Here is a 14,147-nt window from a genome sequence, read left to right as displayed (position 1 = left end):
TTATAAAATTTATCCTTGTCTACCTTTTTAGTTTAAGCCATTCCTCATAGGTAATTATACCTAACTCCGGTTGACCATCTCCTTCCAGAATAGAAATTAATTCTAATTGGTTGCCATCTCTATCATCAAAATAAATAGCAAGAGCTGGCATCCAGCTAAAGACCATTGGTGTGGCAGATTTATTTTTTAAAAAATTATAGGGTTTCAAATGGTGATCATTTAAAAAACAGGCTGCTGAATTTAATATAAATTCTTTATCACAGCTAAATGCAAAATGACGTTTCTGCAAATTTTCTGCTTGTTCCCATAAACCGAGCATTGCTTTCTTATCTTCTCCGATCCATAAAAAAGCAATAGGTCTGTTTTCATCATAGTGTGCGACTGTTAACCCCAATACTTGGGTATAAAATTCAACTGATTTTTTCAAATCACTCACCTGAATATGCGTTTCATAAAGTCCTGTTATCATAATATTGAATTTATTTGTTTTTTTTTAAATAGTATTATAATGCCTAACAAGGGTGCAATGGAAAAAACACCATATAACAGCAAAGACGCACTTTGTGCTCCTATTACACCACCGGGCTCATTGATGCCTCCCATATTTGATACAAGGCCTGCTAATGAAGCTCCGAATGCGGTCGCCATTAATTGTACAGTGGTAACAGAAGTCGACGTTAACTCTTCTTCCCCTTCAGGTGCCATCGCAAATACATTCGTTAATAAATGCGGCCAGCCCAATCCAATTCCTACGCCTACTAAAAACAAAAACAGGCAGTTCAGAAACAGGAATAATGTTGATGGATTATTATTTGTTCCAGCCAACCAAGTTAGACCAACTAAACCAACCAACATTAATATTGTACCCAGACGAATGATCTTAGCAATGGAACTGGTTTTTATACCTGAGAATAAAAGTGATGAAAAGGTCCATCCAAAAGCAATCAAAACAGTGAGATAACCTGACTGCAATGGTGAGTACCCACTAATTACTTGTGCAAAGTAAGGAACAAAAATTTCTATTGATGTGCCGATCGTGAGTAATGTCATAACTGCATAGGTAGCTCCCAAAGGAGAAGACAGATTGTATGCACCTGTTGGCAAAAGCCGTACAGTACTTTTTTTCTCCGCATCAATTAATATATATAAGAACAGAAGAGCAATTCCGACACCTAATATATTGATAACGATACTTTCGAAAATACTTCCTATAGAAACAGATAAGGCAGCCGACACCAGTAACGTTAATTTAAAATATGGTATTATTGGAGGATTCTTTTTGCTTCTCTGTAATGGAAGAATTAGGATGCTGATGGTGAATATAACAATACATATGAGTAATAGCGTACCAAATGCCCAGCGCCATTGATTGTTTTCGGCAAAAAGACCGCCAATAAAAGGCCCTGAGAAAGCGGCTATGCCCCACATGCCAGAAATCAAGGCCATAGCTCTTGACCATAGTATTTTATCGAAAACGATACGAACCATTGCATAAGACAAAGCAAAAAGCAAACCGCCACCCAAACCTTGTATAAATCTGCCAACTAGTAATATATACATACTTGATGCACATGTACATAGTAACGAGCCCAAGAAAAATAAAATAATAGCAAACTGATAAGCCCTTCGTGGTCCTAATACGGCAAGTCTATTGGCTGAAACGACGGAACCTATTATCGAGGCAACCACAAATAGAGTGGTGTTTCCATGCATAATATGCTAAGCCGCCTATATCTTGTATAATAGAAGGCATCACTGTCGTTGCCAAATATATATTGGTAGCATGTAGCATCACCCCTAATGCCAAAGCAGTGGCTTTTATTCCGTTGCCTCCTTTAAACAAAGCTTTCCAATTGCTTGTTTCGGAAACTGATGTCGTTTGATTGATTGTACTCATTTCAATTTGAATTTATAAGTACAAATTTCGAGATGAATACACTTCTATACCAGCTCAATTCTTCGGCATCTATTTCATTTTTTTCGGATTACTGACTTTTCTTTTTATTATTTCTGGAATATTTAACGGTACGGTGTGATTATAGTTATTTTTAAATAGAATGTTGGAATATGATAAGTGTAAAGACATCTAATTTCATTTAAAATGTAAATCAGTAAGAATGCCGTTTAGGTGCTGTTCTAAATTGAATCTGCCCAATTTTTAATTAAATATCAAAACCTAATGCATTTCTATGTAGCATAATTAAAAAACAACTTATTGCGCTCTATAGGCCTGTGGAGAAATTCCCGTCTGTGCTTTAAAAAATCTGGTAAAATAAGATGGTGTATCAAACCCTAATAGATAAGCACATTCTTTTATAGAACCTGAAGTATGTTTTAATAAATACTGGCTTTCTAATAATAATCGCTCATGAAGTATTTGCAATGCCGTTTGTCCTGTTTCTATTTTAATAACTTCAGTTAAATGCTTTGCGGTAATTCCCAAAGATTCGGCATAATTGCCAATAGACCTCCATACTAAAAAATGTTGGTCTACCATTTTTTTAAACTGATAGGTTAATTGATAATTACGGTTCATATTTTTTTGAAAACCAAGTAAGCAATACTCGCATGCCCGATTATATTCGTACAAAATTTCTACGGTAAGTAGTCGACTAACATCCAGGTGATAGGCCGTTTTGTTTTCAATCTCCCGACCAATTTGCTTAAATTTCTGTAAAACTTTATGGAAAGAATCCGCTAACATAAATACAGGTGGATAGTTTGTATTGAGTTCTAGTAGTTCATTGATAATCTCGTCTTTAATGAATATTTTCTGCAAAAAAGATTTATGAAAAAACAACTGTATTACTTCAAAGTCATCTGAAGGTTGATCTGTAGAAAAAATCATATTGGGGGCCAAAATAGATATCATGTTCGCGCTTAGTTCAAAACTATGATAGCCGATTTTTATAGATAAGTCTCCCTTTAAACAAAGTAAAACACTATAAAAATCGTTTTTTTTTGGACTTATCTTAAAAAGATTATCAACAGATTTTGTGTAAATAATTTCAAACTCCATCTTTATAAAATGTACATTTAGATTACAAAAGTAGCTCTTATATCTAATGGATCCAATATCTATTTAATATAACTGAAGCTTTTTAGTCTATCCCAAAAGTTAAAAGACTTATCTTATTTGCATAAGAGAATTTGACCATATTGGTTACACATAAAATTAAAGGTAATTGAATATTGCAATACATTTTTCAAAATAAAACCTTACCTCATGAAAAAAAATAAGCATAGATAGCCGGAATCAGCATTTTTAAGTCTTGAACTTAAAAATTAATCAGCTTGAAATGCAAGGACTTAATGTTTTGGTGTAAAAAAAAAGCACTTAAGTTTTGGATATATAGATCATTTAAGTACTTTTGCATCACCGAAAGGGAAACGCGCTCATAGCTCAGCTGGATAGAGCATCGGTTTTCTAAACCGACGGTCTCAGGTTCGAATCCTGATGGGCGTACTTAAAATCCTCTTTACTTTTGTAAAGAGGATTTTTTGCTTTATGACTTTTTCACTATATTTCTTTCAATCCATAATTCAAATTTCTCTACAAAAGACTGTAGAAAATCTCGGGTGGAGACATCTATCAACTCTCCCGAAGCATCAAATAATTTTGCAGCATGACTCAAATATGCCTCGGGCTGCTGTAAGGTCGGCATATTTAAGAAGACCAATGATTGTCGAAGATGATGGTTGGCACCAAAAGCTCCTAACCCGCCTGCTGTACAACTTATAATTGCGGCGGGCTTATTGTCCCAAACACTTTCTCCATAAGGTCGTGAGCCAACATCTAGTGCATTTTTAAGTACTCCCGGAACCGATCGGTTATACTCTGGAGTAATGAATAATACCGCATCGTAGGGTTTTAGTGTTTCTCGAAAATAGCGCCAGGTAGCAGGCACATCTTTTTCCAAATCTTCATTATATAACGGCAAATCTCCAATTGCAATGCTTTCGAAATGCATACCGGCGACCTTTAACTGGGAAATAGCCTTACCTATCTTTTTATTAAAAGATTCTTTCCTTAAACTACCAACAACAAGTGCAACTTTAAATGGTTTCATACGAATAATCATTTGTTTTTTACATAACGTACGACACTAACTTTTGTTTTTTCAATGTAAATGGAAGAATCGGGTCAGAACAAATTATAACCCGCTCTTTTTAATTTGTAATTATACCGCATTCTATGTAAGTTTAAAATAACTACATTAGTAGACCCTTAAAACCAAAAAAGAATTATGCTGTCAGATATCTATAGAGAAAAATCGCCTTTGTCTGAGCTGGATTGTTTTGTAGTGTTTGACCGGAGGAAATCATCTTTCACATTTCCCGTCCATATTCACCCTGAATATGAACTGAATTATGTAGAAGGAGCTCCGGGAGCTCAACGGATCATCGGCGATTCCATCGAAACTATTGGACATAAAGATTTGGTTCTTATCGCCAATCCAGAACTGAAACACGCCTGGAAAGACGGTGAATGTAAATCAACTGATATCCACGAAATCACGATACAATTTCACCCCTCCCTGATTGAGCAGATCTTAGACAAGAAGCAATTCAAAAGCATCCAGCAATTATTTAACCGGGCATCCAAAGGTGTTCACTTTGGAACTGCTACTATTGAAAAGATACTTCCTTTACTTCGTATTCTGACGATGGAAAAGGACGGTTTTTACGCGGTAATGAAACTCTTTATCCTCCTATATGAGTTATCCAAAGGAGAAGATCTAAGGGAGCTTTCTAGCGCCACCAAAATGGAAATGACTTCAAATGAACTGCTCCTTCAAAAACTTCAAAACTACGTATCCCATAATGTAAACCAATTGATTCGACTACCAGAAGCTGCTAATACGCTCAACATGAGCCGCTCAACATTCGCGAGGTTTATAAAATGCAATACGAACATGAATTTCACAGATTACTTACTCGATTTTCGAATCAATATGGCGATGCGAAAATTGAAGGAGCTAGTACCTATAGCAGATGTAGTCAACCTATGTGGTTTCAATAGCGTCTCTTATTTTTATCGGGTTTTTAAAAAGGCTAAGGGTATCACTCCTGCAGAATTTAGGGACAACTGTAAAAAACAGCAACTCATTGTTTAATAATAAGCAGTTTAACAAGTTCTTAACCATCCGGAAATTTGCCCAATCTGTCGGACATCACACTCCCACTGGAGCCGTATAGCCCTATAAAACACCTATTGTTAATGCGCTAGCCCCTAGCAAAGAGCTTAAAGTTCAATCATTTTGAGTCCATAGTGCAAAAATATAGTTCGGAAAATAATTACAAATCACTGTGAATAAACACCTTAACACCATCCAACTATTTAACTAAATAATTGTAAAAACAAAGTGTTGGTAGCTCAAATCCAACTTTATATTGCTATTCAGCACCCTTCCCTCTCTTCTTTACCCAAACAAAGGATAAATAGTTCAATCAATTTGAATCTATTGTACAATTTACCAATTGCGTTTTACTGTAGTTTAGCCTTTACTAAAAAAGATAACCAAATACAACCTTCAGAATAAATCATTTTACTCTTAGGGTTATTTACATAGTAAACCATTAATTCCTAATAAATATGAGAAGAACTACATTAGTTTCACTACTCTGTACCTTTAGCCTATATGCATCGGCACAACAGGCCGTCCCTGTCAGAGGAACTGTGAAAGACAAAGAAAATAATCCAATTGTCGGCGCAACGATTGTTGTAAAAGGATCTACCGACGGAACAAAAACAGATCAAAACGGAAATTTCTCCATCAATGTCCCAACAGGGAAATTCTTACTGGTCACCTATGTCGGAATGGAACGTAAAGAAGTTCAGATTAAAGATGGTTCGTTTATCAATCTAAACCTCTCGAATGATAGCCAACTTGATGAAGTAGTCGTTATTGGCTATGGTACAGTAAAAAAACGTGACCTTACAGGAGCTGTAGCTTCTGTATCGGGCAAAGACCTCCAATCCAATCTAGCCAAAAGTACTGCTGGTGCCTTGCAAGGCCGCATAGCTGGCGTAAGTGTTTCGAATGCAGGTGGTACACCTGGAGCGGGTATGAGTATCAATATACGCGGTCTAAGCTCGATGGGAAATAATACACCTCTTTATGTCATTGATGGTGTATTTGGTGATATTAATATGGTAGACCCTAATGATATTGCTTCGCTAGATGTATTGAAGGATGCATCTGCAGCAGCAATTTACGGTTCGCGTGCTGCCAATGGTGTGGTCATTATTACCACAAAAGGTGGTAAAAAAGCCTCCCCAGCTACTCTTGGAATAAATGCCTACACGGGTATTCAAAGCCTACCAAAAAAAATGGATCTCATGGATGGCCCGCAGTGGAAAGCCTTTCAAGACAAAAATAAGTACCTGCCAACACAGGCTAAAGATTTCAATGCCAATACCAACTGGCAGGATGAAGTATTTGATACCGCTCCAATTAATAAGGTCAACCTCGATATTTCAGGCGGTGGAGAACGATCTACCTATAGCGTATCCGCTGGTTATCTAAATCAAGAAGGTATCTTGAAAACGACAGGATACAAGGCCTTCAATATAAGATCGAAGAATACATTCAGTTTCTTAAATGATCATCTCCGTATTGGAAATACCTTTTTGATAAAATCAGGTGATCGGAAGTATTCTGATTTGACCATTACTGACATTCTTAGACAGAACCCTATATTATCGATATATGATGAAAATTTACTGGGAGGCTATTCGACCTACGCACCATGGATGAAAAATTTAGAAAATCCAGTAGGTTACTTAAATCTATACAACAAACATGTAAACCAAACAGATATCATGCTCAATGGCTATGCTGAAGCAGATTTATTTGTGAAGGGACTGAAATATAGATTAAACGTCGGCATAAACAGAACTTCGGGAAGAAATTATAATAAGAGTGAAGCCTACACTTATGGTACGGCCAATAATCAATCGACACTCAACGAGAGTGCTTTCTTTAACAATCAATGGCTGATCGAAAACACTTTACATTATGACAACACCATTGATAAACACACCATTTCGGTATTAGCGGGCTATTCTTCGCAAGAAAATACCAATCGTGGTTTTGGGGCTGGCCGAAAAGATATACCTATGGGAACGGACGCAATTGATGCTGGTTCGCCAGCTGAGCAGTCAACATCGGGTAGCTTGAATGAAGCGGCCTTGGTATCCCAATTTGGGCGATTGATGTATAGCTACGACAGCCGTTATTTATTTACGACGACGATACGTAGAGATGGTTCCTCAAAATTTGCTGACGGACAGCGATATGGTGTATTTCCTTCTGTCGCTCTAGGATGGAATATCATGAACGAAAGATTCTTTGAAACCGCAAAAAATGCAATCAATGAATTCAAAATACGTGCTACATATGGACGTCTAGGCAATCAAGAAATCGGAGACTATACCACACAGAATGTAACTACATATGGGATCAATTATATTCAGGGAGGTATGTGGTGGCAAGGAGCCATCCCTGGAAATAGCTGGGTATCGCCGCGAAATCTAACTTGGGAAGAGACGGAAACCAGTAATATTGGCTTAGATCTGGCCTTTATACAGAGTAAATTGAACATCAGTGCAGACTATTATGTGCGGGATACAAAAAATATTCTTTTAGGAATCAACCAACCACCTTCGGCAGGACTGAGCGGCACACCTACAATGAATGCCGGTACAATCCGAAACAAAGGTTTTGAGTTTTCAGCTACTTATAGAGATGCTGTAGGTGATGTTAATTACAATTTCGGAGTCAATGCTTCTACCGTAAAAAATGAAGTAAAAGCTGTAACAGTGGGTGGCAAACAGGAATTTGAGGGTTATAATCCACAGGGCGAAGGTACCGTTTCATGGGCAAAGGTAGGCTATCCCATCGGAGGTTTTTGGGCTATAGAAACCGATGGACTCTTCCAATCGGATGCCGAAGCACAGGGATATAAAGCTGCAAATGGCACGATAATCCAACCGAATGCGATGGGAGGAGATATTAAGTTTGTGGATTATAATGGAGACGGACGTATTGACAATAATGACCGTCAATATATGGGTAGCCCCTTCCCTAAACTTGCCTATGGTATTCGAGGTGGTATGGATTATAAAGGGGTTGATTTTGCCTTCTTCTTTGATGGTATGTACGGCAACAAGATCTATAACTATACCCGCGCACGCATGGAACAGACCAACGAGGTAAACAACCATTCGGTACGCTTGCTAGACTCTTGGACTCCAACAAATACGGATACCGATATACCACGTTATACCAGAGAGGATCCCAACGACAACAAAAGGCGCGTAAGTGACCGTTGGATAGAGAGTGGAGCTTTCTTCCGCCTAAAAACCATCGAACTGGGTTACACATTGCCAGCACAATGGCTGAGCAAAGCTACATTGAAAAATGGTCGTATATATTTAGCTGCAGACAACCTATTCACCGTCACCAAATACAAAGGTTACACGCCAGACCTTGGACAAAGTAATGGTGATAATGGAGCCCCATCAGGTGTATTAACAGCAGGTACGGATCATGGTCGCTTTCCACTGGCACGTACCATTATGTTCGGTATACAAGCTAATTTTTAATGGATAGACAATTTTTAAACAATAACTTTTAATTTCCTAAATACGATATACATGAAAATTTCTATAATTAAGTGTTCGGTAGCTGCAGCACTTCTCCTGTCGCTTGGAAGCTGTAAATCTGACTTTCTGGACCGCATCAATCCGAATAAACCGGTTGAGGATATTTTTTGGCTTAATGAAGGCGATGCACAGGCAGCAATGGCCACAATCTATTCGCCTATTCGCTCGCAAATGTCTGGTTATTATGGAGCCTACAGTGGCTATCAGACCATGAATCGAGCGGATGATGTCTGGTTCCTTACTGGAGAAGAACCATTTACCTGGGAATACATTAATTTCTTAAACTCTGCTGGCACCTCTGAAAGTGACTTTGGCAGCTTATATAAAGGTATAAACCGCGCAAACGTATTTTTCCAAAATATAGGCAAGGTACCTATGGACGAAAATAAAAAGAAAGAATTAAGTGCTGAGGCCAGCTTCTTGCGTGGAATGTATTACTTTTTATTAGCAGCAAATTATGGCGATGTTCCTTTGCTATTAATTCCAGCAGGTGATGATCCTGAAGGTACAAACAAACCAGCTACTGCAGAAGCCGAAATATGGAAACAGGTCGTGGCCGATTTTAAAGCGGCTAAAGACAATTTACCCGTAACCAGACCTGCTGCTGAGGCGGGCAGGGTAACCAAAGGTGCCGCAATTGCTTATCTAGGCAAAGCACTGGTGTACACTAAGCAATATGGAGAGGCTGAAACGGAGCTAAAAGCTTTGCTAAACGCACCTTATGCCTATGATCTGGTAGAAAATTTTGAAGATAATTTTAAAGATAACACCAAATTGAATAAAGAATCGATTTGGGAATTGGTGTATGATAGCAAATTTGGATCGAATGGGTCTTGGGATCAAGAAAACCCCAATAGTCCACAAGGTTTCGTTGTTCCTAATTTTGCCGGTCCTGATGGTACTGGAGCTTGGTTCAAATTGATGCCAGGAGCTTCTGTAGTAAGCAGTTTTGTGGAGGAAGAACGTCCAACAGGATCGGACACACGTTTTGACAAAAGAATGTATACGAGCTTCTTTTGGAAATATTCGGACTATGAAAGTGGTTTGACGGATGGTGCTTGGTTTGGCAACCAATCCTTTGATCTGATGTGGGACAATGCGAGTGCCAAAAGACAACGCGGTGAGCCTGTATTTCCGAAGATAGACAATAAGTCTGGTCGTTTCCTAATCAAGAAATACACCAATTTCTTCAAAAATGAGGCCGGTGCCAATAGCATGTATGATGCTACAAATAGAAATAATAACTTCCGTGTATTCCGTTTTGCCGAAGTATTACTATTGCACGCCGAAGCATGTGCCAAAAACGGGAATTTAACAGATGCCGCTAACTCGCTCAAACGTATCCGAACTAGAGCTGGTTTGACGGATAAAAAATGGGCTGGAGCAAACGAGTTAATGAAGGAAATTATCAAGCAAAATGAATTGGAATTTTTCTTTGAAGGACACCGTTTCTTTGACTTAAAACGTTGGTATACGCCTGCTGAAATGAAACAGGTATTCATTGCAAATAAGAAACAAGGTGCCGCTAATTTTCAACCGAAGCACTATTATCTGCCTATCCCGGAATCGGAGATGAATACAAATACAAAAATACAACAACATCCATTATGGAGGTAAGTCTATATTTTATTGGGAGGGTGTTTCGAACCTCCCAATAAAATTTAACCAAAGTATATAGTATAATTAAAAATTTTACTCCCTATAATTTTATTCACCATTTAAATCTTAATGTATTATGAAAAATTATCAAACATTATTTTTATTATGCTGTATGGCGCTTTTTGCCACCAGCTATTCAGTTTCTACAACAACTGAAAAAGTTACCAAGGGCAATCTGAATACTAAAAATCTAGTGCTTGCTAACACCGTTACCATAAACCTCAATAACTCAACAGGTACGGTATTACCTAGTTCTGGAGTTTATCTTAAACAAAGCGGAAATATTGTAATGACTTTATATTATCCTACTGCACCTGGCGTCAATTTTTACACAAGTATTCCTGCAGGGACTTATGAAGTTGAAGGTTTCTTTTCGGGTTCTAATTCTAGTCAATATCTTTATGGATTACCATTCAAAGGGCCTAAATGTAGCGGCCCAGAATCAAATTTCGGCACCTATAATCTTATAGACAGTGACCATCTTTCCCTTATATGCATACTTGCCAGTAGCGTTGGTAATTATCCTTTCTGTTCAAGTAACTAATCTATCAGCCTTATCAAAGTATAGGAGAAGGGAATAAAATTTGATATTGCTAAATGTGCTATTTAACATTTAGCAATATTTTATAATAAAGTAATCAATTATGCTAACAACCAGGATCTATAGTTATTTAAAAAAGTCTTACATCATATGTCATTTTATATTCATCATGACTGTAATTTCCTTTTATTCCTGTAGGGAAAACAGCGATATTCCATCTGCAATTCCATCACAACAATCGTTGAGCGAATATATAGATAAAGGAGTGTTACTACTTGACATTGCTGAAGCTGAGGGAAATTATATTTTTAATTTTGAAAACGGTAGTGTTCGTATTCCTTTGCAAGATATTACAAAAATAGTTCCTGAACCCGAACTATGGCGTACAAAAGTCGCCTTTAGCGATGGCTCTGAACTCATCATCCCGACAAAAGGCACCTCACTCGACCATATAGTAGAAAAAGTAAAGCTCAACCCATCGGGCTACAACCCTTTAGCAGCATTAGTCGATGTCTGGTTGCCAACCTATGGTCGGGTAAAAGTCACCATAATGGGTAAAAACGACCCTATAGGTACGATAACACATTTATGCCAAGAAAATGCAATCCGTCAGCGTGTACCGATCCTAGGTCTCTATGCTGATTATGATAACTTGGTCGAGCTTACCTTTACCGACATGGAGGGTAAAGAAACGTGGCAGTACCCAGATACATATACGTACCCAAGCCATTTCTATCGCAGACTTTCCAAAATGGAAAAGACTGAAAGCTCAACCCGAAAAAATGGAACCTGGGCTGAACTTAATCAACTATCCAGGCATGAGCGAAGCGGACGTATCCCTTCCTTATATGTTAGACAGCGAAGGGGAATTACGTTGGCTATTGCTATTTAAATCATCACCCGATCTAAACAAACTTTCAACTTCCATCGGTCTGAAACGTACCAAAAAAGGAACCTTCATTGCTGGTGACCAATCCCAGCCACGCGTCGTAGAAATCGATATGTTTGGCAATTTGAAGCGCCAGTGGGATTTTCAAAAATTTGGGTATGGATTTCATCATGAAATTACTGAGGCTACAAATGGAAACTTTTTAATAACAGTAACCAAAACTGCTGCGCGCTTGCGTAATGGTGAGCCACGCGTGAATGATCATATTATTGAAATGAACCCAGAAACGGGTACTGTTGTCACTGAATGGGATCTTGCCAATCTACTCGACACCGCCCGGTACGTAAAACCGGATGGTATTACACCGCCCTCATTCTCACAGACTCCCAACAACTGGGCACATAACAATGCTATTGGTGAGATAGAAAACAATTTATTGGCTACCCTACGCTATCAGGGCATTGTGAGCTTTAGCCGCACTGGGAGCATACATTGGATTATCTCACCTCATAAGTATTGGGGGACTAAACACCAATCTTTATTATTAAAACCGATTACCGAAAATGGGTCTCTGGTGACAGACCCTGATGTGATCAATGGAGATGCGCACATAGCAGGATTTGACTGGCCATGGGGTCCTCATACTCCTGTGGCCATATCTAACGACCGTATACTGGTGTTTGACAATGGCTATGACCGCAACTGGGTATCCAACTCTACTCCTATCGGAACGAATTACAGCCGTATAGTGGAATACAAAATCGACGCCGCTAACAGAACTGTACAACAACTTTGGTCTTATGGTAAAGAACGCGGAGCGATGGGATTTTCTCTTGCGGTTTCAGGGGTACAATACCTAAAGCAAACTGGCCATGTCTTATTCTGCCCAGGAATGGGAGTTTCAACATCTATTGGCACTGGCGGGCGAATCGTGGAAATTAATCCAACAACCAAAGAAGTGCTGTTTGAACTTGAAATAGCAGCCAGTAGCGGCTTTGCTTTCCACCGCGTAACGCGCATGCCTCTATACCCCGAAAACTACTAAATTGAAAATACTTTTAGATTTTACTCCGCGATGTCAACTATATTTGAAAACCAAAAAAATCGAATATCCGAATACCATGAATTTTTACTTAACCGCCCAAATCTTTTCATTCCCTCGTCGAATGGTATTATACAGCGCTGTGAAAATCCCGTGATTACAAAAAATCATATCCCTTTGCATTGGAGATACGATTTTAATCCAAATACAAACCCCTTGTTTTTAGAACGTATAGCCTTTAATTCGACAATGAATGCCGGCGCTCTTTATTGGAAAGATCGTTATCTACTTTTTGTTCGTGTGGAAGGTACGGATAGAAAATCCTTTTTTGCAATAGCTGAAAGTAAAAATGGCCTTGATAACTTTCGCTTTTGGGATTACCCGATTGCTATACCAGATACTGATCCTGACGAAACAAATATCTATGATATACGAGTAACAGCGCATGAAGACGGCTGGATTTATGGAATTTTCTGTAGTGAAAAATTAGATCCTGAAGCAGCAGTGGGTGATTTGTCCAGTGCTATCGCTTCCGCGGGAATTATACGTTCAAAAGACCTGTTACACTGGGAGCGTTTACCCGACCTTCGCGCCTCCAGTCAGCAACGTAATGTCGTGCTGCACCCTGAGTTTGTTGATGGGAAATATGCCCTGTACACAAGACCTCAAGACGATTTTATCCTTGCTAAAAGCGGAGGTGGAATCGGGTGGACTTTGATAGATGATATAACTGATGCCACTGTTCAAGAGGAGAAGATCATCAATAAAAGACATTACCATACAATCAAGGAAGTAAAAAATGGAGAGGGACCCGCACCTATTAAAACCGCTAAAGGATGGCTTCATTTAGCGCATGGTGTGCGCAAAACTGCAGCAGGACTCCGGTATGTATTATACCTCTACCTTACCTGTTTGGACGACCCTAGTTTACTGATTGCTGAACCCGGCGGATATTTCCTAGCCCCTGAAGGAAAAGAAAGAGTCGGCGATGTGTCAAATGTATTATTTTCAAATGGATGGGTAGCAAATGATGATGGAAACTGTGTACATATACTATGCTTCCAGTGATACACGTATGCATGTAGCTGTATCGGATGTTGATAGGCTACTTGATTATTGTCTCAATACACCAAAAGATGGATTAAGATCATTGAAGTCTGTCCAAAAAATAAATCAACTGATTGAAAAAAACAAAGCGTACCTGACAAAAAATGCCTAAAAGAGATTTTGGCCCATCTCACCGTCAGCACAGTATCTTCTATTGAAACCATCATGAGCACCCATAAATTATTTAGAAGCCGAACTAAGAAGTAACATCGTGCTCATGATAGCTTCATAGCAGTTT

At 38.6% G+C, this 14,147-nt stretch carries 12 protein-coding genes and 1 tRNA gene; 8 read left to right on the top strand and 5 right to left on the bottom strand.

The genetic code is table 11. The features are described 5' to 3' along the window. Positions 1-19 precede the first annotated feature (19 nt). The 4 genes from ACFX5U_RS07055 to ACFX5U_RS07040 all read right to left on the bottom strand — a co-directional run bounded on the left by ACFX5U_RS07055 (position 20) and on the right by ACFX5U_RS07040 (position 2,848). Positions 20-469, bottom strand: a complete 450-nt coding sequence (locus tag ACFX5U_RS07055; protein ID WP_400262865.1) for a VOC family protein — start codon at positions 467-469, stop codon at positions 20-22. Then, entirely contained in the window at positions 466-1,713 is a 1,248-nt protein-coding gene (locus ACFX5U_RS07050) for an MFS transporter (RefSeq protein ID WP_400262864.1), read from the bottom strand. The genes ACFX5U_RS07055 and ACFX5U_RS07050 overlap by 4 nt, the downstream gene beginning before the upstream one ends. Further along, positions 1,649-1,897, bottom strand: coding sequence for a hypothetical protein (locus ACFX5U_RS07045; RefSeq protein ID WP_400262863.1), 249 nt, complete (start codon positions 1,895-1,897; stop codon positions 1,649-1,651). Before ACFX5U_RS07045 ends, ACFX5U_RS07050 begins: the two co-directional genes overlap by 65 nt. Before the next feature lie 315 nt (positions 1,898-2,212). After that, a complete protein-coding gene (locus ACFX5U_RS07040; protein WP_400262862.1) occupies positions 2,213-2,848 on the bottom strand; it encodes a helix-turn-helix domain-containing protein in 636 nt (211 codons plus the stop codon). Positions 2,849-3,392: 544 nt separating this feature from the next. Here ACFX5U_RS07040 and ACFX5U_RS07035 point away from each other — a divergent pair. Next, positions 3,393-3,466 (top strand) — tRNA-Arg (locus ACFX5U_RS07035). Between the two features lie 40 nt (positions 3,467-3,506). On the opposite strand, the gene ACFX5U_RS07030 is transcribed toward ACFX5U_RS07035, so the two are convergent. Further along, complete coding sequence (locus tag ACFX5U_RS07030) at positions 3,507-4,070, bottom strand: NAD(P)H-dependent oxidoreductase (protein WP_280568944.1); 564 nt, start codon at positions 4,068-4,070, stop codon at positions 3,507-3,509. A 177-nt stretch (positions 4,071-4,247) separates the two neighbouring features. Between ACFX5U_RS07030 and ACFX5U_RS07025 the strand changes: the two genes are divergently transcribed. From ACFX5U_RS07025 to ACFX5U_RS06995, 7 genes are all read left to right on the top strand, one after another. After that, positions 4,248-5,117, top strand: a complete 870-nt coding sequence (locus ACFX5U_RS07025) for an AraC family transcriptional regulator (protein ID WP_400262861.1) — start codon at positions 4,248-4,250, stop codon at positions 5,115-5,117. 479 nt (positions 5,118-5,596) lie between these two features. Continuing rightward, a complete protein-coding gene (locus ACFX5U_RS07020) occupies positions 5,597-8,611 on the top strand; it encodes a SusC/RagA family TonB-linked outer membrane protein (protein ID WP_400262860.1) in 3,015 nt (1,004 codons plus the stop codon). A gap of 51 nt (positions 8,612-8,662) precedes the next feature. After that, a complete protein-coding gene (locus ACFX5U_RS07015) occupies positions 8,663-10,288 on the top strand; it encodes a RagB/SusD family nutrient uptake outer membrane protein (RefSeq protein ID WP_400262859.1) in 1,626 nt (541 codons plus the stop codon). A gap of 118 nt (positions 10,289-10,406) precedes the next feature. After that, positions 10,407-10,874: a hypothetical protein gene (locus ACFX5U_RS07010; RefSeq protein WP_400262858.1), complete on the top strand. Its 468-nt coding sequence runs from the start codon at positions 10,407-10,409 to the stop codon at positions 10,872-10,874. A gap of 100 nt (positions 10,875-10,974) precedes the next feature. Next, a complete protein-coding gene (locus tag ACFX5U_RS07005) occupies positions 10,975-11,763 on the top strand; it encodes an aryl-sulfate sulfotransferase N-terminal domain-containing protein (protein WP_400262857.1) in 789 nt (262 codons plus the stop codon). Then, entirely contained in the window at positions 11,690-12,805 is a 1,116-nt protein-coding gene (locus ACFX5U_RS07000; RefSeq protein WP_400262856.1) for an aryl-sulfate sulfotransferase, read from the top strand. Before ACFX5U_RS07005 ends, ACFX5U_RS07000 begins: the two co-directional genes overlap by 74 nt. A gap of 30 nt (positions 12,806-12,835) precedes the next feature. Beyond that, complete coding sequence (locus ACFX5U_RS06995; protein WP_400262855.1) at positions 12,836-13,870, top strand: glycosidase; 1,035 nt, start codon at positions 12,836-12,838, stop codon at positions 13,868-13,870. The last annotated feature ends 277 nt before the right edge of the window (positions 13,871-14,147 follow it).

The sequence above is a fragment of the Sphingobacterium sp. SG20118 genome, assembly GCF_044740685.1.
In the GTDB taxonomy this organism is placed as follows: domain Bacteria; phylum Bacteroidota; class Bacteroidia; order Sphingobacteriales; family Sphingobacteriaceae; genus Sphingobacterium.
Note: the sequence above shows the minus strand (reverse complement) of the source record. Positions and strands in the feature narration are given on the sequence as shown.